This is a genomic window from Neobacillus niacini NBRC 15566 (assembly GCF_001591505.1).
Taxonomy (GTDB): Bacteria; Bacillota; Bacilli; order Bacillales; family Cytobacillaceae; genus Neobacillus; species Neobacillus niacini.
In genome coordinates this window covers 1-25283 of the sequence record NZ_BCVA01000062.1, presented here as the reverse complement: position 1 = coordinate 25283, position 25283 = coordinate 1, and the positions used below count along the sequence as shown (strand labels likewise).

The window sequence follows — 25283 nt, the reverse complement described above, 5'->3', positions numbered from 1 at the left end:
AAGCTATTTTCCGTGCTATTCCCTAATTAAGGGAAATTTCTCCGCTTCTTTATCAAACTCGCTTAAGTGACTCATGACGTGTACACCTTGCGGGCATGTAAGTGAAAAAAGATAAAACAAAAAAGGCTTAGAGAATGAAAAAATATCTCTAAGCCTTTTGAATGTGAAAATATACTGTAAATTGTGTTGTGAAATTTATGTGATTTACTATCTGATTAGATCTTGAATTAACGTTTTTTACACCCTACAAGTAAACCCGTTAACTAAATCCCCAGAGGTCTTCTTTTTAAGCAGCAACATCTCTCTTTTTAAAAACATAGAAAGCCAAGAATTGAAAAATCACGAAATAGATGATCAGCATAATGATAGAGAATGACATTGTCATCCCCTCAAGAAGCGGGGTTCCCTCGATATACTGCATTAAATTGGTATTCGCAAATAAAATATATTTAGCCCAATCAAACTTCATTGACAATAGTGCTGTGAATTGTCCACCCGTAAACATTAAAAATAAAGATAACCCAATTGCCAAAGAGCTATTTCGAAACACGGATGAAATCATAAATGCCATCGTTGTCAGCATAATCATTTCAATCGAACCTAATCCATAGTAAATAATTAAGTAAACAATCATATTCTGTTCGGTGACTTTGCCATTAAAATAATTCAAATAAGGAAGTGCTTGTTCCGGCAGTCCAAAAAGAAGGGCTCCAAGCAGGGCTGAAAAGCAAAATAAGATTCCTATCATCATCAAAGCAAATAATAGTACAGTTAAATACTTAGATAATAAAATCTTACTTCGATTGATAGGGCGGATTAACAAGAGTTTAATCGTGCCCCAATTAAATTCACTTGCAACGATTCCTGCAGAAATCACAATGGTAAACAGTCCTGCTAATAAAATAAGCTCAGAATTGTCTTTTACAAATGACCAGCCATTATATTTTTCCCTAAAAGGAATATCATGCTCTAACCTGTATTCATTGATAGCAATTTGTTTTTGATAATATTCTTGCTCCCTTTTAATAGAGCTGGATTCTAATTGTTTTTTCAATGCTTCATTTTCCTGTTGTAATACTGGCTTCCAATCCTCCGTAACATTCGGTTCCTCTTCAACCAGATTATATTTCATAAAGATTCCTGTGACCGAGATAATGACTACTAGAATACTCATCATTACATAGGTTCCTGGCCTTCTAAAAATCTTCATTAATTCATTACGGATTAAATTAATCATGGTCTATCGCTCCCTTATTTGCCGTCACTTCAAGGAAGCGATCTTCTAATGTTTTTGATACTTCTTTAATTCCAAACACTTGAATATCCTCTTCAACGAACAGCTTAACCATAGCAGGTACATTTTCCTTTGGCAGCTCCAGCGTTATGCCATTTCGCGAAGAATTGACAGGGATATGGGTAAAGTTTGATTTCACGAGACTAAGTGCTCTTTCACTTGGAATCACCTCAAACTCAAAACTTGCACTGTTGCCATGTACAAACTCTTGTACCAATTGAACGTCAATTAGCTGCCCATTTTGAATAATCCCAATCCTGTCACACATCATTTCCATTTCAGAAAGGATATGACTTGAAACAATGACTGCCATATTTTTTTCCCTTGCGAGCAGACGGATATAATCGCGAATCTCTCTGATCCCTGCCGGATCTAGTCCGTTTGTCGGTTCATCCAAGATTAATACTTTTGGGTCATGTAAAAGGCACTGTGCCAATCCCAATCTTTGCCGCATCCCAAGTGAGTAAGTTTTTACTTTATCATGAATTCTGTCTGTTAATCCGACAAGTTTAACGGTCTCGTCGATTTTTTCCTTCGTAATTCCTGTTACCATACGTGCATAGTGAATTAGATTTTGGTAGCCGCTAAGAAACTTGTACATTTCGGGATTCTCAACGATCGCTCCGACATGTCTCACTGCGTCCTCAAAATTTGTTTTTATACTTTTACCACCAATCATAATATCCCCAGATGTAATATCTATCAGACCGACTATCATTCGAATAGTTGTTGTTTTACCAGCTCCATTCGGTCCTAAAAATCCAAATACCTCACCTTTATGTACGTTGAAACTGATATTATCTATTATCGTTCTTCCTTTAATCACTTTGGTAACATCTTTAATGACTACGATTGATTCCAAGGATAATCCCCTCCTTCCATCAAGTTTACCGTATTATAGTGAAAATTTCCCATTTATTTAAAAAAATAACCCCGAACTTTGAGGTTCAGGGCTTACAACTATTTTTCGTCCGCTACACGTGTAATTTTAATATCTGCAAGTAATTGCCTTACTACATAGCTTGCCATTATTAATCCGCAAGCAGATGGAACGAAGGCGTTAGAGGATGGCGGCATTTGTGCTTTTCGAATTGGCGCGTTCGCATTCCCAACCTCTTTCTTGACATCTTCACGAATGACAATCGGGCTTTCATCAGAAAAGACAACAGGGATGCCTTTGTGAATTCTTTCTTTACGAAGCTTTGTACGAATGACTTTCGCAATTGGATCCGTGTGTGTTTTTGAAATATCTGCAATTTTAAAGCGAGTTGGGTCCATTTTGTTGGCTGCACCCATACTTGAGATAATCGGGATATTTCTTTTTAGACATTCTTTCATAAGATGAATTTTATAAATAATCGTATCAGAAGCGTCGACGACAAAGTCCAAGCCATGGCTAAAGAATTCCTCATACGTCTCCTCTGTATAAAACATTTTCAAGGCGATAACTTCACAATCAGGATTAATGTCTTTAATCCGTTCTTTCATGAGTTCAGCTTTGGGTTGTCCAACCGTTGATAAAAGTGCGATGAGCTGACGATTTACATTCGTAATATCAACAGTGTCTTTATCGACTAATATCAAACGACCAACGCCAGATCGTGCGAGCGCTTCAGCAGCAAAAGAGCCCACACCACCAATACCTAGTACAGCTACTGTTGAGTTTTTCATGATATCAAGGCCTTCTTTGCCTATGGCAAGTTCATTACGAGAAAATTGATGCAGCATGTGGATCCTCCAAAAAATTAAATTCGACTTATTTATATCTTTTACCCTAAAAAAATATAACATACTCCCCTATAAATTCAAGTATATCAATAGGGATTATTTGATAAACCGAAAAAATAAAAATAGCCCCCTGCTTATGCAGGAGACTATTTTTATAAGGGTCCCAATGGTGCCGTCGCGCTTGGTTCCTTCTTTTGATCCCGCCACTCTCGCAGGTGGGTGTCTTGTTCCAAGTTTTTGTAAGTCCCTTTAACCGTATAGGTTGAGGCTTTTACGCAGCTTGAAAACCCAGACTCCCGAAGAAATAATGTTGGTCAAAAGTTAGGTAATACAACGTACATTTCAGGACACTTATTTGATTGACTTAATAATATCATAAAGTGTTTAACCATTCAAGGTTTTATGAAAGCGTTTCACTCACTTTTATTATTAACATTTAGTGACAAATGAAGTTCTTTTAATTGAGCTTCAGAAACCGCACCAGGTGCATTAGTCAACAGGTCGCTAGCACTAGCGGTTTTTGGAAAAGCAATGGTATCACGCAGGTTAGAACTGCCTGCAAGCAGCATGACCAAACGGTCTAATCCAAGAGCAATTCCACCATGCGGCGGTGTACCATACTCGAAAGCGTTCATTAAGAAACCGAATTGCTCTTGCGCTTCTTCAGGTGTGAATCCAAGAACAGTAAACATTTTTTCTTGTACAGAACGTTCAAATATTCTCAAACTACCGCCACCAAGCTCATAACCATTTAATACAAGGTCATATGCTTGTGCTCTTACTCTAGCAGGATCTGTTTCTAAATATGGCAGATCTTCTCTAACCGGCATAGTGAATGGGTGATGGGCAGCATAATAACGGCCTTCTTCTTCACCATATTCAAGCAACGGCCAATCTGTAATCCATAAGAAATTGAACTTGCTTTGATCGATTAAACCTAATTCTTTACCAAGCTTTAAACGTAGTGCACCCAGGGCATCCGCAACCACATTATTCTTGTCTGCGACAAATAGAAGAAGGTCTCCTTCATTCGCATCTAAAACTGTTCTTAAAGCATTAGAATCTTCCTCAGCAAAGAACTTAGCAATTGGACCTTTTAATCCTTCTGCGTCTACCTTCAGCCACGCAAGACCTTTTGCTCCATAAACTCCCACAAATTCTGTTAGAGCATCAATATCCTTACGAGAATATTTTTCAGCAGCACCTTTTACGTTAATACCCTTTACTTGACCACCATTTGCAACCGCAGCAGCAAAGACCTTAAAACCTGATTCCTTAACTACTTCAGAAAGATCGACCAGCTCAAGTCCAAAACGAGTATCAGGCTTATCCGATCCAAATCGGCTCATTGCCTCATCATATGTCATTCGTGGAAATGGAGTAGTAATATCAAGTCCTTTTACTTCCTTCATCAGCCCTGTCATCATTTTTTCCATTAAGCTCAAGATATCCTCTTGACCAAGAAAACTAGTTTCAATATCAATTTGAGTAAACTCAGGCTGACGGTCCGCACGCAAATCCTCGTCACGGAAACAGCGGGCAATTTGATAGTAACGTTCAATTCCACCTAGCATTAACAACTGCTTGAACAACTGTGGTGATTGTGGAAGTGCATAGAACTCACCTGGATGAACACGGCTCGGTACAAGATAGTCACGAGCTCCTTCTGGTGTGCTTTTTGTTAAGATTGGTGTTTCAATATCTAAAAATCCTTCTGAATCAAGAAAATCTCTGATTTGCTTTGTAACTTGATGACGCATCTTTAATGTTTCAAAAATCACCGGACGACGGAAATCTAAATAACGATATTTCAGGCGCACATCTTCGGATGCGTCTGTTTTATCAGAAATCGTAAAAGGCGGTGTTTTAGCCTCGTTAATGATGGTTACATTTTCAGCCTGAACTTCAATCTTCCCGGTTTTTAAATTAGGATTTATCGTTCCAGCCTCACGGCTAATGACCGTTCCTTGAATATCCAGCACATACTCGCTGCGAATCTTCTCAGCCGTTTCTAATGCTTCTTTCGATACATCCGGATTGAATACAACTTGGACAATACCTGACCGGTCGCGCAGATCAATAAAAATTAATCCACCCAAGTCCCGGCGTTTTGATACCCAGCCTTTAAGTGTTACTTTTTCACCAATCGCTGACTCTGGTACATCGCCACAAAAATACGTTCTCCCATACATAAAATATCCTCTCCTTTTATCTCTTAAGTTCTTGGAAATACTCTACAAATTGTGTTAATTCTATTTCCTTTTGCTCGCCTGTAGCCATATTTTTTAGATTAATTTTATTATTAGTGAGTTCATCATCACCGAGAACGGCAACATATTTTGCATTCAATCGGTCAGCTGCTTTAAACTGTCCTTTAATTTTTCGGTTTAAATAATCACGCTCTGCAGATACACCTGCAAGTCGGAGTTTCTGAAGCAGTCCTACTGTATAATCTTTTGCTTGGTCACCCAGCGCAGCAAGATAACAATCAATGCCTTGATTAATCTCCAGCTCGATTGCTTCCGCATTGAGTGCTGCTATGAAGCGTTCAATACTCATAGCAAATCCTATTCCCGGAGTTTCAGGACCGCCGATTTCTTCAGCTAAACCGTTGTATCGGCCGCCTCCGCATAATGTCGTAATCGCCCCAAAACCTTCCGCATCACTCATAATTTCAAATGCTGTGTGATTATAATAATCCAAACCGCGCACTAGATTCGGATCTACAACAAATTCAATCTCTAACTGTGTTAAATACTGCTGTAGTTTTTCGAAATAAGCTTTAGAATCATCATTTAGATAATCTATAATAGATGGCGCAGTTTTCATTAATTCGTGATTGTGATCCTGCTTGCAATCGAGGATTCTCAATGGATTTTTTTCAAGTCGGTTTTGGCAATCCTGGCAAAACTCTCCGATTCTTGGCTGAAAATGATTAATTAACGCATTTCGGTGAGCAGTTCTGCTCTCCTTATCTCCAAGACTATTGATCACAAGCCTTAGCTTTTTTAAGCCCATTTCCTTGTACAAGTTCATTGCAAGTGAAATAACTTCTGCGTCAATTGCAGGGTCATTACTGCCCAATGCTTCAATACCAAATTGAACAAATTGACGGAAGCGTCCTGCTTGCGGGCGTTCGTATCGGAACATCGGTCCCATGTAATAAAGCTTAACCGGTTGATTTGGATAACCAAACATCTTTTTCTCAACAAACGACCTTACTACAGCAGCAGTACCTTCTGGTCTTAGTGTGAGGCTTCGGCCTCCACGATCATCGAATGTGTACATCTCTTTCTGGACAATATCAGTTGTATCACCGACACCACGAGAAAATAGGTCCGTATGTTCAAAGATTGGAGTCCGGATTTCTTGATATTGATATTTCTCACAAAGCTCTCTCGCTTTTGCTTCAATCAGCTGCCATTTTTCTACCTCTCCAGGCAGAATGTCCTGCGTACCTCTTGGAATGCTAATCGACATAGCTGAATTCCTCCTTACCATAACTTTTTATGTAATAAAAATTTCTATAAAAAACAAAAAACTCCCGTCCCTTGTATAAATACAAGGGACGGGAGTTAGATTCCCGCGGTGCCACCCTAGTTGAAGGCATTAATTTCATGCACTTCCTCTTTTACAGTTAACGCCTGCTTACGTTCTGCTCCTAATAAAGTTGGAAATAAGTTTTCCAGCAGAGGCGGAATTATTCCGACTACCGTTACCTTTTTCAGAGAGAAGCCTACGGAGTGTTCATTCATTAAGTATCATGTAGAAATGCTTTCAGCCCAGGGCATTTCCTCTCTTTTCATGTTTGGTCTTAATTACTATGCTCCATCATTGGTTATCCATGTGTATTTTATTTATATAATATTACGGAGCATTCAATCCAATGTCAAGAAGGATTTAGGATCTTTCGAGATGTTTTTTCAACTTTCTAACATCGCCGATCGTTAGTCCAAATTCGGAGGCAAGCTCAAACGTCGTATTATGCTGCTCACTTTGTATAAAATCATGAAAATCTACACCAAATAGCCTGCTGTCCATGGATTGAATGCTATTTGTTTTATCGCTCGATCTCATCACCCATCACCTCGTATCTTCACTATAGTTTTTATTATTTCCATCCTTCGTAAAAACTTACATGTCATAAAAAATTTCAAAATAGTAGATATTTAACAATTAAGGAATGATTTCCATGCCCTTTTACGCTAAAATGAAAGATATCGTGAAGGGAGAGAGTGGATGATAAAGAGATTTATTCTTTTGTTAGTCTGTTTCACGGTAGTCTTCGGAGTATTCCTTCCGCAAGATATAGGTTTGGCAGCAAATGGAACAGTTACTATAGCTGAAAATACAGTTAATGTCCGTAATGGTCCAAGCCTAAGCTACCAGCTTGTGAAACAAGTAAAAAAGGGAGAAAAATTCACAATTATTAAAGAGCAAGGCGATTGGATTCAAATTCAACTTTTCGCTGCGAAAACCGGCTGGGTTGCCAACTGGGTTGTTACCAAAACAACAAATGGAACCACCACAACTGGTTCTGGCAGCTCAAATAAAAAGAGTGCAGAGGCGAATACCGATCAATTACGTGTGCGTTCTGGTCCAGGAACTAATTTTCGTATCATTGGATATTTAAATAAAGGACAAGCTGTCAGTGTGACGGATGAAAATGAAAACTGGGTAAAAATAGCAGCTGGTTTTGGGGAAGGCTGGGTTGCACGAGAATATCTAGATTTTAATAATAAATCTACTACTACTTCCAAAGAAGAAAATAACAACAAATCGATTGATACGGGTATCGTTACAGATACTTTAAATGTTCGCAATGAACCTTCTACTACAGGAAGTATTATCGGAAAACTTGCAAAAGGAACTTCTATTAGTATTTATTCAAAAAAGAATAATTGGATTGAAATTAAATACTCCAACCAAAGTGCTTGGATTAGTGCTGATTATGTTCAAATGGGAACTGAAAATCAGCAAACAAATCCTGTTAATGGAACAATTGGGACAGTAACCGCCAGTAATCTAAGTGTTCGCAGCGATTCTTCCTTAAATTCAGCCATTATTGGTTCCATTACAAAAGGGCAGAAGTTTACCATTTTAGATGAAAAGAATAATTGGTTTAAAATCGAATATACACCTGGAAACTTCGGCTGGGCTGCAGGCTGGTATTTCAACAAAGATAAAGCAACTACCACAGAGCTTGCTAAAGACAGCAAAGTTACCATACTACATAACGGAACGAATATAAGGAAGGATCCTACCGTTCAATCAAACGTACTTCTACGAGCTAACGAGGGAGAGTCCTTTCCAATAAGCAGTGTTAAAAATGATTGGTACGAGATTACATTACCAAACGGATTAAAAGGGTTTATTGCTGGATGGCTCGTAACCACCAATGGAACTGGACCCGGGATTAATAAACAAGGGGCAGAAGCTTATTTAAGATCCAAGACTATTGTGATTGACCCTGGGCATGGTGGAATTGATAATGGGGCTACTGGTGCAGGTGGTACTCTTGAAAAAGAATTAACACTGCGTACGGCTTACCTATTATCTGACAAGTTAAAAGCAGCTGGAGCGAATGTTTTTCTTACAAGAAGCAGTGATTCTTTCCTCCCGCTTCCCTCAAGGGTGAGATTAGCAAGTGTTCATCGGTCAGATGCGTTTATCAGCTTACATTATGATAGTAACCTAAACCGAAGTGTCCGCGGGATGACAGGTTTTTACTATCATTCCTATCAAAAAAAGCTGGCTGAATATGTATATAACTCTACGAATGCCCAAACAAGGTTAAAAAGCCGCGGTGTCCGTACTGGTGATTTCCATGTTGTTCGTGAAAATCAAAGGCAGGCAGTGCTGATGGAATTGGGCTACCTAAGTAATTCAGCGGAAGAAATGACACTAACATCAGGGCAATTCCAAGAGAATGCAGCAACTGGTATATATAATGGTCTAGCACGGTATTTTAAAGACAAATGAGAAAAACTGCGGCGCCTTGCACAGGCGCTGCAGCTAGACATAAAAAATGCTTGGCAGCTATAAAAGTGCCAAGCATTTTTTAACCTTTACTCTCTACAATTAATGTAACGGGACCATCATTGATTAATTCAACGTCCATCATCGCCCCAAAGATACCCGTTTCAACCTTGATACCTTTTTCACGTAATAAACCATTGAATGTTTCATAAAGAGGGTTTGCCTGTTCTGGTCTCGCCGCTTCCATGAAATTGGGTCTCCTGCCTTTACGGCAATCACCATACAAAGTAAATTGAGATACAGAAAGAATTTCACCGCCAACTTCTAATAAGGATAAATTCATCTTTCCGGCGTCATCCTCAAATATCCTTAGGTTTGCAATTTTATCTGCTAGAAAGGCTGCGTCTTCTTCTGTATCCTGATGTGTTACTCCTACAAGAAGGACAAGACCTTTAGAAATTTGTCCCGTTATCTCTCCGTTAACTGTTACCTTTGCATTCTTACTGCGCTGTACAACTACTCGCATTTTTTTGTAAACTCCTAATTCATAATCCGGCGAACCGAATAAATATCTGGTATCTGTTTAATCCGGTCAACAACTTTTTGCAAATGGCTGACATTGTGAATTGCTATAGACATAATGATTGTCGCCATTTTATTACGATCAGATCGGCCAGAAACCGCTGAAATATTCGTTTTTGTTTCATTTACTGCTTGAAGAACCTCATTTAATAAACCACGTCTGTCGTAACCACTAATCTCGATATCCACATTATATTCTTTGCGGTCATTTAATGAGGACTCCCATTCTACTGGTATTAACCTGGTTTGCGCGTCATTAGAGTCGATATTTGTACAATCGGCACGATGAACAGAAACACCGCGTCCTTTTGTAATAAATCCAACAATTTCGTCACCCGGAACAGGATTACAGCACCGTGATAAACGGATTAATAAATTATCAATTCCGGCAACGCGAACACCGGACTCTCGCTTTTTCGTAGATGGGAATGCTTTCATATCAGAAATAGCATTTGTAATCGTCGCAGATTGCTCCTGGTCCCGTTTTTTACGCCATTTTTCGGTTAAACGATTCGCGACCTGCAGTGCAGTTACACCATTATAGCCGACCGCTGCATACATATCGTCTTCATTGGCAAAATTAAACTTTTCAGCTACCTTTTTCAAATTATCAGCGGTTAGAATTTCTTTTAAATCAAATTCCATGGCACGGATTTCTTTTTCTACAAGCTCTTTGCCTTTGTCGACATTTTCATCCCGGCGCTGCTTCTTAAAAAAGGCACGTATTTTGTTCTTTGCCTGTGAAGTTTGTGCAAGTTTTAACCAGTCTTGACTTGGTCCATAAGAATGCTTAGAGGTGAGAATTTCAATAATATCACCAGTCTTGAGTCGATAATCAAGTGTGACCATTTTACCGTTCACTTTTGCCCCTATTGTTTTATTCCCAATTTCAGAGTGAATTCGGTAAGCAAAATCAATAGGTACCGAACCGGACGGCAATTCAATTACATCTCCTTTTGGTGTAAACACAAAAACCATATCAGAGAACAAATCAATTTTTAATGATTCCATAAACTCTTCAGCATTTGCAGTGTCATTTTGAAACTCAAGGATTTCCCTAAACCAAGTTAATTTTTGTTCGTAAGAGGTTGTATCACTAAGCGCTTTGCCTTCTTTATACGCCCAGTGAGCGGCAATACCGAATTCTGCTATTCTGTGCATTTCAGACGTTCGAATCTGAACCTCCAGAGGATCACCCTTAGGACCAATCACCGTGGTATGAAGAGATTGATACATATTCGGCTTCGGCATGGCGATATAATCCTTAAATCTTCCAGGCATAGGCTTCCAGCATGTATGGATGATTCCTAGGACAGCATAGCAGTCCTTGATACTATTAACTACTATTCGAACGGCAAGTAAATCATAGATTTCACTAAACTGTTTATTTTGCTGCACCATTTTGCGGTATATGCTATAGATATGCTTTGGTCTTCCAGAAAGCTCTGCATTAATGGACACTTCATTCATTCTACTGCGAACCTCGTCCATGACATCGACTAAGTATTGTTCCCGTTCTGCACGCTTCTTTTTCATCAGGTTAACAATACGGTAATATTGCTGTGGGTTTAAGTATCTTAATGCAGTGTCTTCCAGCTCCCACTTAATCTTAGAAATTCCAAGACGATGGGCCAAAGGTGCAAAGATTTCAAGTGTTTCATTTGAAATCCGGCGCTGCTTCTCAACAGGAAGGTGCTTAAGCGTCCTCATATTATGCAAACGATCAGCAAGCTTAATCAAAATTACGCGGATATCCTGAGCCATAGCCACAAACATTTTCCTGTGGTTCTCGGCCTGCTGTTCCTCGTGTGATTTATATTTAATTTTTCCTAATTTCGTAACCCCGTCGACAAGCATGGCCACTTCGTCATTAAATTCCGTCTCGATGTCCTTTAAGGTAACATCTGTATCTTCAACAACGTCATGGAGGAAACCAGCGGCAACCGTTTCAGGATCCATCTCCAAATCCGCCAGTATACCAGCAACTTGAATAGGATGAATAATATAAGGCTCCCCTGATTTTCTATATTGTTCACGATGAGAATGTTTTGCGAATTCGTAGGCTCTCTTTACAAATTCACAATGCTCTTCGTTCAAATAGATTCTCGTCTTGTCGATGACTTGTTCGGCGGTTAACACTTGATCGTTCGCCATAAAAATCACCTTATTTTTCGTCTCATTTTTTTATGGCTCTTTTCAAAGAAAAGAGCTGACAATCTTAATTTCAAGCACAAAACAGTTTGGATCCTGGTTAAAATCGGCTTTAAGATTTTAACAACTACAATCTTTACGAAAAAAACCTATATTATTAAATGTTTATCTATGTTAACTAGTTACTAACGATTGTTACTATTATCGAAAAAAAACGCTCAGATGTAAAGGGAATGATATTATTTTACTGTATTTTGCGAAAAAAGTGTCGAAATACAGTGAATTCAATAAAAAAAATAGCTTTCTTCTATAACAAGAGAGCACTCATTTACGAGTGCCCTCGGGTACTATTAATAATTCATCAATGTCATGATGTCGTAGCCGTCGAGTTTCTTACGTCCTTCAAGGTAAGATAATTCAATCAGGAAAGCGATTCCTGCAACTACACCGCCAAGCTGTTCAACTAATTGGATTGTTGCTTCGATGGTTCCACCTGTTGCTAATAGGTCATCAGTTATCAATACACGTTGTCCAGGCTGAATTGCGTCCTTATGAATGGTTAAAACATCACTTCCATATTCTAAACCATAGCTTACTTTAACTGTTTCACGAGGAAGCTTTCCTTCCTTACGAACTGGAGCAAAGCCAATGCCTAAAGAATAGGCAACTGGGCAGCCAATGATAAAACCTCTTGCCTCAGGACCAACAATTAAATCAATTTGTTTATCTTTTGCATAAGCAACAATTTGATCTGTTGCATACTTATAGGCTTCTCCATTGTTCATTAATGGAGTAATATCCTTGAATGAAATTCCTGGTTTTGGGTAATCTGGTACGATTGCAATAAATTGCTCTAAGTCCATTACGTAATGCCTCCTCGGGTAGTAACTGATTCTTCTATAACCTGGTCAAACCAGCTCTTCAATTGTTGAAAGGATGAAAATAATAAATCTCTTTCAAGTGCAAACTGAGCCTGTTTGGTTTGGTAGGTAACGGAATCAGTAAGGTCACGCTTTTGTGATTGTTGATTCAAAGTAATAAATCCATTGTTTATTGTAACAAAATCTAGTTCAGAAAACACTTTTGACATAAACGTTATCGTTTCCGTTGACCAGCCACGGTGCTTAGCGATTTCATCCCCATAACGACCCAAATCTATCGGACCTTTTTTTAACAAAAATGCATAAAACCATTTAAAGTGATCCCTTGTAGGAATCGTACTAAAGAAATCGCTATTTTCTTTATGGAAAAACGCATAAATTCGAGCAGGACGTTTCCCATTGAATAAATGATGCAGCAGGTCCTTTGACGGCGGCAGGTCAACGAGTACCACATTGGCCTGATGAGAATCGAATGCCTTAGCTTCTGCTTCATTTTCAATGAGTATAACCTCACTCGTAACAGCAGGGTCCATTTTTTCAATCTGGTCTCTGTTAAAGATAATATATTTACGCTTTTCATTAGGTATTGTAGTAACCATTGAGTGGATCCGTTTTACCCCGCGATGATCAAATAATTGCCACGATTCAACCGAAACATCTTGGATAAAAATTTGTGGTTTACGGTTATTATTCCACTCATTGACGGCTAATTCACCAATTAATGAAATTTTTGAGGCTGGTGAAATATGGTCAAATAACGGTCCGAGTCCAAATCCAATTCCATCTAAATTTGTACCATTTCGATTAACCATAACCTTCAAGTGATTTTGTTCTGACCCAATCTTTCTCATTGTCGATATTTCCACATTACTGATTAACACCTTAGGCTTAGGATTGTCCATTCCAAAAGGAGCAAGGAGATTTAATTCATCGAGCGAAGATAAATTAATTTCTTCCACCTGAATTTCATGGTCCAGCGTGGTAATCGGGATAAAATCATCCTCTGTTAACTGCTCATTTGCTAGATTATTTAATCTTTGACGCAGCTCAGAAACATCAGCTAGCTTTAATGTCATTCCAGCTGCCATAGGATGGCCGCCAAAATGGGGTAGAATATCCCGGCATTCCGAAAGATTTTTAAACAAATCAAAACCAGCTATACTTCGTGCAGAGCCTTTTGCTAATCCCTTTTCTTTGTCAAAGCTAAGAACGATTGTCGGCCGGTAAAACTTTTCTACTAATCTTGAAGCTACGATGCCAATCACACCTGCATTCCAGCCTTCTTTTCCGATGACGAGTACTGAATTTGAATCTATAGGAAAATTTCTTTCAACCTCTTCAATGGCTTCAAGTGTTATGGAGTTCACAATAGACTGTCTTGTCTTGTTTAATTCATCCATTTCTTGTGCTAGAGCCTCTGCTTCGTATGAATCATCGGTAAGCAAAAGCTCGACAGCCATATCTGCACTTTCCAATCTTCCGACTGCATTGATTCTTGGTGCCAGTGAAAAACCTATTGTTTCCTCGTTAATGCTTTGTAGGTCCACACCCGCTACTTTTAATATTGCTTTTAGACCCTTATTCCTGGTGGCTTTAAGTTTTTCCAAACCTTTTTTTGCAATGAGGCGATTTTCATCTTTTAACGAAACTAAATCGGCAATGGTGCCAATAACGGCAATTTCTAACAAGTGCTCTGGAACTTCTCCGTACAATGCATGGGCTAATTTAAAGGCTACCCCTACCCCTGCGAGTTCACGAAACGGGTAAATACTATCAGGCAATTTAGGATGAATAATTGCCAGTGCTTCAGGTAATACGGGACCCGGCTCATGATGATCGGTAATGATTAGATCGAGACCGAGTTCTTTTGCAATTGCTGCTTCGTTTATGGCGGATATGCCTGTATCTACAGTAATTATTAACTTGACTCCATTTTCAGCTGCTCGGCGAAAGGCCGGTTCGTTCGGACCGTATCCTTCGGTAAAACGATTAGGAATATAAAATTGGACATTCGCACCTAAATCTCGAAGGGTAAGCATTAATACCGTTGTACTGCTCACACCATCCGCATCATAATCTCCAAATATTAATATTGGTTCTTGCTTTTCAATAGCTTCCCGAATTCTTTGTACAGCAATATCCATACCTTTTAACAAAAAGGGATCATGAAATTGCTCTTTTCCAAATAAAAAATACCGTGCAGAATCAACGGTATCTAATCCGCGGTTGATAAGCAGCGACGCAACAAGTGGCGTAATTTTCAATTCGTTTTCGAGAGTTTTGACTAGTTGTTGATCAGATTTACGAACAACCCATCTAGTTTTCGACTTTAACATGCGTTCACCCCTCAGACCTTACTATTATACAGGAGCAAGTTTCTTAGTTCAATGAATAAAAAAGAAAACCGCACTAGGCGGTTTTCCTTAACTTATACTTGTGGTTCATCAGAGTATTTTTTCTTTTCCTTAACCGTTTTAATCGTACCCTTCTTTTTCAATTCCTTCGCTTTGAGAACTACCCAAAGATTAGTAGCGATAAAGATGGATGAGTATACGCCGGTTACTAAACCAACTAACAGAGCAATGTTGAAATTGCGGATTGATTCACTGCCAAAAACAATCATTGCTACGACGGTTATAAGTACAGTTAAAACAGTATTAACAGAACGAGTTAATGTTTGACGAACACTTACATTGACAACATCAGCAATATCTTCAAACGTTTTGAGTCGTTTCTTCTTTTGTAGGTTTTCACGCATTCTGTCGAAGGTCACAATCGTATCATTAATAGAGTAACCGATTATGGTAAGAACAGCTGCGATAAAGGTTAAATCGACTTCTAACCGCGTTATACTGAAAAAAGCAACCATAAAGAAGGCATCATGAAGCAATGAAGCTATCGCCGCAACTGCCATGGCAAATTCAAAACGCAGCGTTACATAGATAATGATTCCGATTGAAGCAATAATGAGAGCAATTACCCCATTTTTTGCAAGCTCTTTACCAACCGTCGGAGAGACTGTACTAACACTAGGGTCTGTGCCAAATTCATCATGAAAAGCTGATTTCAAATCTGCTATTTCATCCTTCGATAAAACTCCTATCATTCGAACAGATGCCATTTCATTGTTCTCACCTGAAAGAGTTATATCATCAATTTCGATATCCTGTTTTTCAAAAGCCGCTTCAACCTGTTCTGCTGTTAAAGACTTATCAGATAATACTTCAATTCGAGTACCACTTGAGAAATCAATAGACAGATTTAGACGGAATACTAGGATAAGAACTAAGCCAAGCGCAATAAGTACTCCAGAGATGATGAAGAATAATTTTCTAACTTTAACAAAGTCATAACGATCCCATCTCGTTGGAAGATCAAGAGTATCATAATTTTCAGCTATGTCCTTGATGGCAGATTTTTTAACCCCAAACCAGCCTGCCTTTTTATTTAAGAAACCGCTATTTACCCATAAACCTAATAATAGGCGGGAACCAAAAACAGCAGTTATAAAGCTTAATAAAATACTCACCAATAACATGGTGGCAAACCCTTTAATGGAGCTAGTCCCAAAGTAGAATAGAACTGCAGCTGTTAGGATTGTCGTTAAGTTTGAGTCAAGTATGGAAGTAAACGCACCCTTACTACCAGCCTGGAAGGCAGATTTAATGGATTTACCAACCTTGATTTCTTCTCTAATTCGTTCGTTGGTGATAATGTTAGCGTCAACGGCCATCCCGACCCCTAAGATAAGAGCCGCAATTCCCGGCAGGGTTAGAACCCCGTTCATCCAATCAAATACTAGTAATACAAGATAGATATAAATGGATAAAGTAACAGTAGCAATAAAGCCCGGAAAACGGTAATAAACAAGCATGAATAAATAGATGAGAGCGATTCCGATAATACCCGCTAAAATGGTTTCGTCTAGTGCCTGTTCACCAAATTTAGCACCAACAGAAGTGGAATAAACTTCAGTCAGCTTAACAGGAAGTGCTCCAGCATTTAAAAGGGAAGCAAGCTCTTGTGCTTCTTCTGCTGTGAAGCTACCTACAATGGAAACTGTATTTTGGTTAAAAATTTCTCTTACAGTAGGTGCAGAAAGAAATTTAGGATCTTCTTTTGCAATTTCCGTTTTGAATGAATCTTTTCCTTCTTCAAAATCCAGCCAAATGACCAGATAATTATTAGGTGTCATTTTCACAATTTCTTCTGTAACGTTTTTGAATTTTTCAGCACTCTTTAATTTAAGTGAAACACTAGGTGCTCCATTTTCATCAAAGGTTTGGCTCGCACCATTCTCCGCTAAATCAGCACCGTCCATCATTACGCGATCATTAGCATCACGGAAAGTAAGGTTTGCTTGCGTAGAAAGAATATCTCGCGCTTCATTTTGATCCGTGACACCCGCAAGCTGGACACGAATCCGATTTTCACCCTCAATTTGAATATTTGGTTCACTTACTCCTAGAACATTTATTCGTCTATCTAGGGCCTCGGCTGTGCTAGCTAAGGTTTCTTTGTCAATTTTTTGACCTTTTTTCGCTGGAGTTACCTCATATAAAACCTCGAAGCCGCCTTGAAGGTCCAGACCTAGTTTAATATTTTTTAAAATGCCAGAAGTGGTGAATCCCATTGTACTTCCTAATAGTATAACTACTAGCAGGAAAGCGATAATTCTACTGCGCTTAACCATTATGTATTGTTCCTCCTTAGGGCTTAAGCCAAAGCACTGCATCGTAAAGCCATATATAAAAAAATCATGCTTTCATTATGAAATAGTTTATAAATGCTGTCAATTTTATATAAAAAAGTAATTTATTTTAGTAATTCTTTCCATTCATTTTCATCTTCTAATTTAAAATCATGGTTCTTATATATCTCAATGGTAGTAAAGCTGATATAATCACTGACCTTTACGGATAAGATATCATCTATGATTTCGTATAGTCTTATATCCTCCTTTGCCTTCTTCCATTTCTTTCTTGTTAAAAAATCCCACAGTCCGATTTCTGATACATCGTGATAACCAAGCAAGCGAAATTCCTCCAACTTGCTGATTAAAGCTGGTTTTACCTCGTTGATAAAATGATTATACGCATGACTCTTCTCCATCAAATAGCCTCCCTAGACCCCTCTTAATTATCTTTAAAATCAAAACACCTTGTCATGCTTTGTCCACCCTTATGCATATAGATTAATTGTATATGAATTCTTCTTTTTTGAGAAGGTGGGAAGTAGGATGTCAAAGTTTTTAAAAGGGACCTTTATCCTATTAATAGCAGGATTAATTACGAGGGTGCTCGGATTTATTAACAGAATTGTCATAGCTAGAAGTATTGGTGAAGAAGGTGTCGGCCTCTATATGATGGCGTATCCCACCTTTATCCTTGTTGTGACGTTAACTCAAATGGGACTGCCTGTCGCCATTTCAAAAAATATTGCCGAGGCTGAAGCAAAAGGAAATCATCAGGAAGTAAAAAAAATTCTAGTCGTATCTCTGGCAATTACCATTTCGTTATCACTGATTTTTACTCCTGCATTAATTTTGTTAGCACCAATTTTATCTACCACTCTCTTTACCGATCCAAGAACGTATTACCCTTTAGTAGCAATAGCACCGGTAGTACCCATTATTGCAGTTTCATCCGTTTTGAGAGGCTATTTTCAGGGCAGACAAAATATGCGCCCCTCAGCCGTATCACAAATTTTAGAGCAGCTGGTGAGGATTACTTTAATTGCCGTCATGACGAAAGCTTTCCTGCCTTATGGTATTGAATATGCTGCCGCTGCAGCCATGGTTGCAGCCATCATTGGCGAAATTGTTTCCTTACTTTACTTAATGACTACCTTTAAATTAAAGAAACGCTTTAAGGTGAGAAAAAACTTTTTCAAATCTGTTCATTCTGGAAAAAAAACGTTCAAAGAATTAATGGAAATTGCGTTACCTACTATGGGCAGCAGAATGATAGGATCTGTATCTTGGTTTTTCGAACCAATCGTTGTGGCTCATAGTTTAGCCCTTGCTGGTGTTGCAGCCATTGCAGCCACAAAGCAATACGGCTCATTAACAGGCTTCGCCATGCCGTTATTACTGCTGCCTTCGTTCATCACTTATTCTTTAGCGACGTCTCTTGTGCCTGCCATTAGTGAAGCGAATTCAAAAAATAACCATAAATTGATTGAACACCGTCTGCAGCAAGCATTACGATTTGCCTTTTTAACAGGTGGCTTATCTGTTATTGTCCTATATGTTCTGGCAGACCCACTAATGGAGCTCATGTATGGCTCAACAAAAGGTTCCTACTTTATTCGTCTCATGGCTCCGTTCTTCTTGTTTTATTATTATCAAGGACCGCTCCAGGCTGTTTTGCAGGCGCTAAATTTAGCTAGAGCGGCTATGATCAACAGTTTAATAGGGGCGGTTGTAAAAACAGCTGTAATATTTTTACTAGCTTCCCAGCCTTCATTTGGAATTACAGGTGTTGCATTAGGAATTATCGTTGGTTTTGTACTCGTAACCGTACTCCATTTCGCTACGGTATTAAAGAAAATATCGTTCAGTTTTTATATACGCGATTACGTGAAAGGAGCCATCGTTATGGCCGTCTCTGCTTATCTAGGCTATTGGCTTTTTGAGCACATTCTTTTAGGGGAGCATTTAGTTGTCAGGGTTTTGTCCGCAGCAAGCGGTATGTCCCTTGCCTACATTATTCTGCTCATCATCGGCGGGTTAATTAAAAAAGATGATTTGAAGAGAATCCCAATTATACGTAATTTGATACCGGTTTGACAGCAAAGAAGACACGTATTGCTTGCAGTGCGTGTCTTCCTACTCTTCATCCAAAATGTCGACAAAAAACTTACCATTTTCATAACTGCAAAATGAAATCTGCCTAATATCACGGTATCCTAATTTTTTTAATTCCTGACGAAGCCAAAAATTGGTTTTATTGATTCGCTGGAGATTTTCTTCCTCAACGGCTCCATCAATAATTAACGGAATCGTAATATCTCCTTCCTTAGGTTCACCATTAGGATTATTCATTTTTTCAATGACAGAAAGGCTCCCCGAAGACTCCAAAATGGCAAACTCAACATCTGCTATACTGCGGATATCCTTTTCCCGTAATTGTGTGAGTAAGTCATCAAAATTGTATCGTTGCTTCCTCATTGCGTCTTCGTCAATTTTTCCTCTGTTTATGATAATCGTTGGTTTACCATCAATAAGGTCACGGAATCGTTTACTTTTTAAAGAAATTTTTGCCATCAGGATTTGAATAATCATTAATAATATCATTGCAACAGAAGTTAACGTGACGGATTGTTTAGGATTATCAATAGCAACAATGGCTAACTCACCAATCATAATAAAAACAACTAAATCGAGAATGCTTAACTCTCCTATTTCCCGTTTTCCCATTAAGCGAAAAATGATGAGGATAAGTACGTAAAAAAATATTGTTCGGAGAATAATTGTTATGAATTGTTCCACTGCTGCCGCCCCTTTTGTTTTACACTCTTTGATATTGTTCGCTTTTTCCGCTTAATCATTTAAGGAATAATATTCCATAAATTTTAAAAAGTTTTTATTCTACTTTTAAAAAGCGATGAATATGCTTGTACTAGGTAAGAAACTGATTGTCTAAGGTTTGGGAAGGGGGAGATTAAAATCGAATCAAAAAGCTTTGGTACAGCTATATTGTACGGGTTAATTTTTATCTTCTTATTTGCAATTGTCAGCAGCTTGATTTTTTCATTGATTCTTAGATTTACCTCAGTCCAAGAAAACTCACTTCGATACATTGTTACTGCAGTTTCCTTTATTGGGCTGTTTGGCGGAGGATTTCTGTCTGGAGGAAAGCGTAAGCACAAAGGCTGGCTGATTGGAGGAGTAACTGGTTTAATTTATAGCCTGATTGTCTTTTTATCACAATTCTTAGGCTATGACCGCCTATTCGACGTGGAACAAGTCATTTACCATGTATGTTATACGTTAATTGCTATGATGGGAGGAATCCTTGGTGTAAATATAGCAACAAGCAACTCGAGAACAGCATAAAAAAGGAAGCCAGATTTAATGGCTTCCTTTTTTCTTACTTGTCTAAAGAAACTTCTGCAGTTGTTGAAGTCTTTGCAGATTCTGTTACTTCACGAATCGCGTTTCGGTCATATGTTAGACGGCTGCCGTCTCCACATTTAATCACGGCCTTGTTTTCATCGATTGAATCGATAAATCCATGTAAACCGCCGATCGTGACAATTTTATCACCTTTCTTTAATTCGTTTTGCATTTGTTGAACCGCTTTAGTACGTTTTTGCTGCGGACGAATTAATAGGAAATAAAATAATACAAACATTAATATTAATGGAATGATTGAACCTAATCCTTGCATCTGTTTCCCTCCTTTCCAATATGCATCTATTAGAAATTTTTCGCGTTTGGTTTGTTAAAACCATAACGTTCAAAAAACTCTTCTCGGAAATCACCAAGTCTGTCCTCTCGGATAGCTTGTCTGACCTTCTCCATCAATTTTAACAGAAAATAGAGATTATGGTAACTAGTTAATCTAATTCCAAAAGTTTCATCACATTTAATTAAGTGACGAATGTATGCCCTGCTATAGTTTCGGCATGTGTAGCAATCACAATCTGGATCAAGCGGACCGAAATCCTTCGCAAATTGAGCATTTTTAACGACTAGACGTCCAGTGCTCGTCATCAAGGTACCATTTCTGGCAATACGAGTTGGCAGAACGCAGTCAAACATATCAATCCCGCGAATGGCTCCATCAATCAAGGAATCCGGTGAACCAACACCCATCAAATAACGTGGTTTGTTTGTCGGTAATAGCGGCGTAGTAAATTCAAGAACACGATTCATCACGTCCTTTGGTTCACCGACAGAAAGTCCGCCAACTGCGTATCCAGGGAAATCGAGTGAAACTAAATCTTTCGCACTCTGCTTCCTGAGCTCCTCGTACTCTCCACCTTGTACAATACCGAAGAGTCCTTGGTCATTCGGTCTTTGATGAGCATTCAAACAGCGCTCCGCCCAACGAGACGTTCTCTCTACTGATTTTTGCATGTATTCATATGTAGCTGGGTAAGGCGGACATTCATCAAATGCCATCATAATATCGGAACCAAGGTCGTTTTGAATTTCCATTGCTTTTTCAGGCGATAAAAATAACTTTTCCCCGCTCATATGATTACGGAAATGAACGCCTTCTTCTTCAATTTCACGAAATTCACTCAAGCTAAATACCTGGAATCCGCCTGAATCCGTTAAAATCGCACGGTCCCAGTTCATAAACTTATGAAGACCGCCTGCTTCCCTTATAATTTCATTTCCAGGACGAAGCCATAAGTGATAGGTATTACTTAAAATAATCCCTGCACCCATTTCTTTCAGGTCCTCAGGTGACATCGTTTTTACCGTAGCAAGTGTTCCTACCGGCATAAATGCCGGTGTGTCAAAGGAACCATGCGGTGTATGTACTCTTCCTAAACGTGCACCTGTCTGCTTACATGTTTTAATAAATTCATATCGAATCGCAGTCAAATTATCTTTCTCCTTCCTTAAGGGTTAATCAAAATGATTAACCTGTTACCTAGATAATGAGCATTGCATCGCCAAAGCTGAAGAAACGATACCGCTCGTTTACAGCGGTATTATAGGCGTGCAAAATATTTTCTCTTCCAGCTAACGCACTAACAAGCATGATTAAAGTCGATTTTGGTAAGTGGAAATTCGTAATCATGCCATCTATTGCCTTAAACTGGTACCCCGGATAAATGAAAATGTTGGTCCAGCCGCTGCTTTCAACAAAGGTACCATTGTTATCTGAAGCGATGGTTTCGAGTGTGCGGGTTGATGTCGTTCCGACAGTTATAATTCTGCCACCATTTTGACGTACATCATTAAGCAGCCTTGCTGTCCCTTCAGTAATCATATAAAACTCTGAGTGCATATCATGCTCCAGTACATCATCAACACTTACAGGTCTAAATGTGCCAAGCCCGACATGAAGGGTAATAAACGCAACATGGACACCTTTTTCCTTTACTTCGCTTAGCAGCTCTTCGGTAAAATGGAGCCCTGCCGTTGGGGCTGCTGCTGATCCCGGTTCCCGGGCATATACCGTTTGGTATCGGTCTCGGTCATCAAGCTGTTCTTTTATATATGGCGGTAACGGCATTTCTCCCAAACGATCCAGCATTTCATAAAAAATACCCTCATATTTGAATTCTAATTCTCTTCCGCCATGTTCAGAAGTACCTGTACATACAGCTGTCAGTAATCCATCACCAAAATCTATTACTGCTCCTTCTTTGATACGCTTAGCAGGTTTAACAAGCGTTTCCCACTTGTCACCTTCTAGCTGCTTCAGGAGTAGAACTTCAATTTTGGCACCGGTATCTGTTTTCACACCAAAAAGGCGTGCAGGAAGTACCTTTGTATCGTTTAAGACTAGGCAATCCCCCTCACGCAAATATTCACTAATATTTTTAAAAATATCATGCTTTAATTCGCCTGTTTCCTTATTCACGACCATTAACCTGCTATCCGTCCGATTTTGAAGCGGAACCTGTGCAATCAGCTCTTCAGGCAAATGAAAATCAAATAAATCTACCTTCATAAATAACATCCCTACTTATCAAAAATTACTGTTTTGGTGGCTCCATGCCAAAATGGCGATAGACCAAATCTGTTACCATTCTTCCTCTTGGAGTACGTTGTAGAAAGCCAATTTGCAGTAAATATGGTTCATATACGTCCTCAATTGTTTCAGACTCTTCCCCAATGGAGGCAGCGATAGTATCAAGCCCGACAGGTCCACCACGGAATTTTTCAATAATCCCTTTTAGCAGCTTGTGATCGATATGATCAAGACCAAGTTTGTCTACCTGTAAAAGCTCTAATGATTCTCTAGCTAACGCCAAATCAATTTCTCCATTGCCTTTCACTTGAGCAAAGTCTCTCACCCTTCGAAGTAACCGGTTGGCGATCCTTGGGGTTCCACGGGCTCTCCTTGCAATCTCAGCAGCTGACTGCTCGTCAATTTTAGTTTCAAATAAATCAGCTGTTCTTAGTACAATATTTTTCAACTGGTCTTCCTTATAATACTCGAGACGGCTCAAAACTCCAAATCTGTCGCGCAGTGGAGCTGACAAAGAGCCTGCCCTTGTTGTAGCACCAACAAGCGTAAACGGTGGAAGGTCCAGTCGAACAGAACGGGCACTTGGTCCTTTGCCAATAACAATATCCAGACAAAAGTCCTCCATAGCCGGATAAAGAACCTCTTCAATTTGCCTTGGCAGTCGGTGAATTTCATCAATAAACAACACGTCACCTGGTTCAAGTGCGGTAAGAATAGCCGCTAAGTCACCCGGTCTTTCAATTGCGGGACCTGAGGTGGTACGGATGTTTACACCCATTTCATTGGCAATGATCACCGCTAGCGTCGTCTTTCCTAAACCAGGAGGTCCATAGAGAAGAACATGGTCCAATGTTTCCTTCCGGAGTCTTGCCGCCTCAATGAATATCTCAAGACTCTTTTTCACTTGATCTTGACCAATATATTGTCTTAAGTTCTGAGGCCTGAGACTTTGCTCTAAAGAGAGTTCGTTCTGGTTTGCTTCACTAGAAATAATTCTCTCATCCATGAATAATCACCTTATTTTAAAAGCCGCTGCAGGGCTTTTTTAATATATTGGTCGGTTGTCAGCTGTTCTTTTCTTAACTCAGGTGAAATCTTTTTCACTTCTTTATCGGAATAACCAAGAGCTTTCAAGGCTAGTACTGCCTCTTCCAACGCATGATTGGTCGATTGTGCTGGAGTTGGAAATGTATCTGCGTTAAATAAATTTGGAAAATAATCCGGAACAATATCCTGTAATTTTCCTTTTAAGTCAAGAATCATTTGTCTTGCGGTTTTTTTGCCGACCCCAGGGAACTTGACTAGGAAGCTTTCATCTTCACTTTCAATCGCTGAAACGACTTGCTGCACTTCACCAGACGCCAAAATGGCTAATGCACCTTTTGGACCAATCCCTGATACATTAAGCAATTTTGTAAACAGCTTTTTTTCTTCTCTTGTTTCAAATCCATATAACGCCATTAAGTCTTCACGCACGTAATGATATGTATAGACAGTAACATTAGTATTCATTTTACTGGAATAAATAAACGGATTCGGTGTTGAAATTTGATAGCCGATCCCATTATTCTCAATCACAATATATTCAGGACCGACAAAATCAACGGTTCCTTTTACAAATTCGTACAATCGCTTTCTCTCCCTCAGCTTTCATGTACTCCATTCTATCATAAAAAAATAAAAGATTTGAAAAAGATAGCTGTGAAGAGAAAGAATAAAAATATTCTGTAAAAACTGTGATTTGCTTCGTTTATTTAATATGAGAGTACGGTTGCGCCATAGATCCTCTAATTTCCTCCAATGGACCCCCACTTGACCGAACGATTTCCTTTTTACTTTTTCGGTCACATGGGATCTCTCCACTTGACCGAAACATTCACTTTTTTCTTTTTCGGTTACATGGGACCTCTCCACTTGACCGAAAAGTTCACTTTTTTCTTTTTCGGTCACACGGGACCTCTCCACTTGACCGAAAAGTTCACTTTTTTCTTTTTCGGTCACACGGGA

Annotated in this window: 22 protein-coding genes, 1 other RNA gene and 1 other annotated feature; of the genes, 3 read left to right on the top strand and 20 right to left on the bottom strand. The window is 39.0% G+C overall.

Going from position 1 to position 25283, the window contains the following annotated elements:
• Positions 1 to 286: 286 nt before the first annotated feature.
• From BANA01_RS26350 to BANA01_RS30080, 7 genes are all read right to left on the bottom strand, one after another.
• Positions 287 to 1237, bottom strand: a complete 951-nt coding sequence (locus BANA01_RS26350; protein ID WP_063255358.1) for an ABC transporter permease — start codon at positions 1235 to 1237, stop codon at positions 287 to 289.
• The gene (locus BANA01_RS26345; RefSeq protein WP_063255357.1) at positions 1230 to 2156 is read right to left on the bottom strand and encodes an ABC transporter ATP-binding protein; all 927 of its coding nucleotides are present in this window, start codon (positions 2154 to 2156) and stop codon (positions 1230 to 1232) included. Before BANA01_RS26345 ends, BANA01_RS26350 begins: the two co-directional genes overlap by 8 nt.
• Positions 2157 to 2254: 98 nt before the next feature.
• Positions 2255 to 3022 carry a tRNA threonylcarbamoyladenosine dehydratase gene (locus BANA01_RS26340; RefSeq protein WP_063255356.1) on the bottom strand — a complete coding sequence of 256 codons (768 nt, stop codon included), beginning with the start codon at positions 3020 to 3022 and terminating at the stop codon, positions 2255 to 2257.
• 156 nt (positions 3023 to 3178) lie between these two features.
• A non-coding RNA gene (ssrS, locus tag BANA01_RS26335) (6S RNA) lies at positions 3179 to 3374 on the bottom strand.
• A gap of 61 nt (positions 3375 to 3435) precedes the next feature.
• Positions 3436 to 5214, bottom strand: a complete 1779-nt coding sequence (gene aspS / locus BANA01_RS26330) for an aspartate--tRNA ligase (protein ID WP_063255355.1) — start codon at positions 5212 to 5214, stop codon at positions 3436 to 3438.
• Between the two features lie 16 nt (positions 5215 to 5230).
• Positions 5231 to 6502 carry a histidine--tRNA ligase gene (gene hisS / locus BANA01_RS26325; RefSeq protein WP_063255354.1) on the bottom strand — a complete coding sequence of 424 codons (1272 nt, stop codon included), beginning with the start codon at positions 6500 to 6502 and terminating at the stop codon, positions 5231 to 5233.
• An 81-nt stretch (positions 6503 to 6583) separates the two neighbouring features.
• Positions 6584 to 6866: a binding site (T-box leader), on the bottom strand.
• Between the two features lie 56 nt (positions 6867 to 6922).
• Positions 6923 to 7099, bottom strand: coding sequence for a hypothetical protein (locus BANA01_RS30080; protein ID WP_034672610.1), 177 nt, complete (start codon positions 7097 to 7099; stop codon positions 6923 to 6925).
• A 162-nt stretch (positions 7100 to 7261) separates the two neighbouring features.
• Here BANA01_RS30080 and BANA01_RS26320 point away from each other — a divergent pair, with 162 nt between their 5' ends.
• On the top strand, positions 7262 to 9004 hold the full coding sequence (locus BANA01_RS26320; RefSeq protein WP_034672612.1) for an N-acetylmuramoyl-L-alanine amidase family protein: 1743 nt from the start codon (positions 7262 to 7264) through the stop codon (positions 9002 to 9004).
• A gap of 79 nt (positions 9005 to 9083) precedes the next feature.
• Here BANA01_RS26320 and dtd read toward each other — a convergent pair whose 3' ends face one another.
• From dtd to BANA01_RS26290, 6 genes are all read right to left on the bottom strand, one after another.
• The gene (dtd, locus tag BANA01_RS26315) at positions 9084 to 9527 is read right to left on the bottom strand and encodes a D-aminoacyl-tRNA deacylase (RefSeq protein ID WP_034672613.1); all 444 of its coding nucleotides are present in this window, start codon (positions 9525 to 9527) and stop codon (positions 9084 to 9086) included.
• A 14-nt stretch (positions 9528 to 9541) separates the two neighbouring features.
• Positions 9542 to 11737, bottom strand: coding sequence for a RelA/SpoT family protein (locus tag BANA01_RS26310; RefSeq protein ID WP_034672615.1), 2196 nt, complete (start codon positions 11735 to 11737; stop codon positions 9542 to 9544).
• A gap of 347 nt (positions 11738 to 12084) precedes the next feature.
• Positions 12085 to 12597, bottom strand: a complete 513-nt coding sequence (locus BANA01_RS26305; RefSeq protein ID WP_034672617.1) for an adenine phosphoribosyltransferase — start codon at positions 12595 to 12597, stop codon at positions 12085 to 12087.
• Complete coding sequence (gene recJ / locus BANA01_RS26300; protein WP_034672618.1) at positions 12597 to 14951, bottom strand: single-stranded-DNA-specific exonuclease RecJ; 2355 nt, start codon at positions 14949 to 14951, stop codon at positions 12597 to 12599. The genes BANA01_RS26305 and recJ overlap by 1 nt, the downstream gene beginning before the upstream one ends.
• Before the next feature lie 92 nt (positions 14952 to 15043).
• Positions 15044 to 17308: a protein translocase subunit SecDF gene (gene secDF / locus BANA01_RS26295; RefSeq protein WP_034672621.1), complete on the bottom strand. Its 2265-nt coding sequence runs from the start codon at positions 17306 to 17308 to the stop codon at positions 15044 to 15046.
• Between the two features lie 122 nt (positions 17309 to 17430).
• Positions 17431 to 17727 carry a post-transcriptional regulator gene (locus BANA01_RS26290; RefSeq protein ID WP_034672623.1) on the bottom strand — a complete coding sequence of 99 codons (297 nt, stop codon included), beginning with the start codon at positions 17725 to 17727 and terminating at the stop codon, positions 17431 to 17433.
• 127 nt (positions 17728 to 17854) lie between these two features.
• Between BANA01_RS26290 and spoVB the strand changes: the two genes are divergently transcribed.
• Positions 17855 to 19405 carry a stage V sporulation protein B gene (gene spoVB / locus BANA01_RS26285; protein WP_034672626.1) on the top strand — a complete coding sequence of 517 codons (1551 nt, stop codon included), beginning with the start codon at positions 17855 to 17857 and terminating at the stop codon, positions 19403 to 19405.
• A 39-nt stretch (positions 19406 to 19444) separates the two neighbouring features.
• Here the strand turns inward: spoVB and BANA01_RS26280 are convergent, their stop codons facing one another.
• Entirely contained in the window at positions 19445 to 20107 is a 663-nt protein-coding gene (locus BANA01_RS26280) for a DUF421 domain-containing protein (protein WP_034672629.1), read from the bottom strand.
• Positions 20108 to 20314: 207 nt separating this feature from the next.
• Here BANA01_RS26280 and BANA01_RS26275 point away from each other — a divergent pair, with 207 nt between their 5' ends.
• Complete coding sequence (locus tag BANA01_RS26275) at positions 20315 to 20674, top strand: TIGR04086 family membrane protein (protein WP_082799687.1); 360 nt, start codon at positions 20315 to 20317, stop codon at positions 20672 to 20674.
• 34 nt (positions 20675 to 20708) lie between these two features.
• On the opposite strand, the gene yajC is transcribed toward BANA01_RS26275, so the two are convergent.
• The 6 genes from yajC to BANA01_RS30075 all read right to left on the bottom strand — a co-directional run.
• Positions 20709 to 21008: a preprotein translocase subunit YajC gene (gene yajC / locus BANA01_RS26270; protein WP_034672633.1), complete on the bottom strand. Its 300-nt coding sequence runs from the start codon at positions 21006 to 21008 to the stop codon at positions 20709 to 20711.
• A gap of 29 nt (positions 21009 to 21037) precedes the next feature.
• Positions 21038 to 22177, bottom strand: a complete 1140-nt coding sequence (tgt, locus tag BANA01_RS26265) for a tRNA guanosine(34) transglycosylase Tgt (protein WP_063255353.1) — start codon at positions 22175 to 22177, stop codon at positions 21038 to 21040.
• A gap of 49 nt (positions 22178 to 22226) precedes the next feature.
• Entirely contained in the window at positions 22227 to 23255 is a 1029-nt protein-coding gene (gene queA / locus BANA01_RS26260) for a tRNA preQ1(34) S-adenosylmethionine ribosyltransferase-isomerase QueA (RefSeq protein WP_034674912.1), read from the bottom strand.
• Positions 23256 to 23280: 25 nt separating this feature from the next.
• The gene (ruvB, locus tag BANA01_RS26255) at positions 23281 to 24282 is read right to left on the bottom strand and encodes a Holliday junction branch migration DNA helicase RuvB (protein ID WP_034674915.1); all 1002 of its coding nucleotides are present in this window, start codon (positions 24280 to 24282) and stop codon (positions 23281 to 23283) included.
• Positions 24283 to 24293: 11 nt separating this feature from the next.
• A complete protein-coding gene (ruvA, locus tag BANA01_RS26250) occupies positions 24294 to 24905 on the bottom strand; it encodes a Holliday junction branch migration protein RuvA (RefSeq protein WP_034674918.1) in 612 nt (203 codons plus the stop codon).
• Positions 24906 to 24926: 21 nt separating this feature from the next.
• Positions 24927 to 25283: hypothetical protein (locus tag BANA01_RS30075; RefSeq protein WP_218008430.1), on the bottom strand; the 357-nt coding region annotated here is incomplete at its 5' end.

Bases quoted from the DNA above. Each gene is read 5' to 3' on its own strand.
- BANA01_RS26350 (WP_063255358.1), bottom strand. From the start codon at position 1,237: ATGATTAATTTAATCCGTAATGAATTAATGAAGATTTTTAGAAGGCCA.
- BANA01_RS26340 (WP_063255356.1), bottom strand. From the start codon at position 3,022: ATGCTGCATCAATTTTCTCGTAATGAACTTGCCATAGGCAAAGAAGGC.
- aspS (WP_063255355.1), bottom strand. From the start codon at position 5,214: ATGTATGGGAGAACGTATTTTTGTGGCGATGTACCAGAGTCAGCGATT.
- hisS (WP_063255354.1), bottom strand. From the start codon at position 6,502: ATGTCGATTAGCATTCCAAGAGGTACGCAGGACATTCTGCCTGGAGAG.
- BANA01_RS30080 (WP_034672610.1), bottom strand. From the start codon at position 7,099: ATGAGATCGAGCGATAAAACAAATAGCATTCAATCCATGGACAGCAGG.
- BANA01_RS26320 (WP_034672612.1), top strand. From the start codon at position 7,262: ATGATAAAGAGATTTATTCTTTTGTTAGTCTGTTTCACGGTAGTCTTC.
- dtd (WP_034672613.1), bottom strand. From the start codon at position 9,527: ATGCGAGTAGTTGTACAGCGCAGTAAGAATGCAAAGGTAACAGTTAAC.
- BANA01_RS26310 (WP_034672615.1), bottom strand. From the start codon at position 11,737: ATGGCGAACGATCAAGTGTTAACCGCCGAACAAGTCATCGACAAGACG.
- BANA01_RS26305 (WP_034672617.1), bottom strand. From the start codon at position 12,597: ATGGACTTAGAGCAATTTATTGCAATCGTACCAGATTACCCAAAACCA.
- recJ (WP_034672618.1), bottom strand. From the start codon at position 14,951: ATGTTAAAGTCGAAAACTAGATGGGTTGTTCGTAAATCTGATCAACAA.
- secDF (WP_034672621.1), bottom strand. From the start codon at position 17,308: ATGGTTAAGCGCAGTAGAATTATCGCTTTCCTGCTAGTAGTTATACTA.
- BANA01_RS26290 (WP_034672623.1), bottom strand. From the start codon at position 17,727: ATGGAGAAGAGTCATGCGTATAATCATTTTATCAACGAGGTAAAACCA.
- spoVB (WP_034672626.1), top strand. From the start codon at position 17,855: ATGTCAAAGTTTTTAAAAGGGACCTTTATCCTATTAATAGCAGGATTA.
- yajC (WP_034672633.1), bottom strand. From the start codon at position 21,008: ATGCAAGGATTAGGTTCAATCATTCCATTAATATTAATGTTTGTATTA.
- queA (WP_034674912.1), bottom strand. From the start codon at position 23,255: ATGAAGGTAGATTTATTTGATTTTCATTTGCCTGAAGAGCTGATTGCA.
- ruvB (WP_034674915.1), bottom strand. From the start codon at position 24,282: ATGGATGAGAGAATTATTTCTAGTGAAGCAAACCAGAACGAACTCTCT.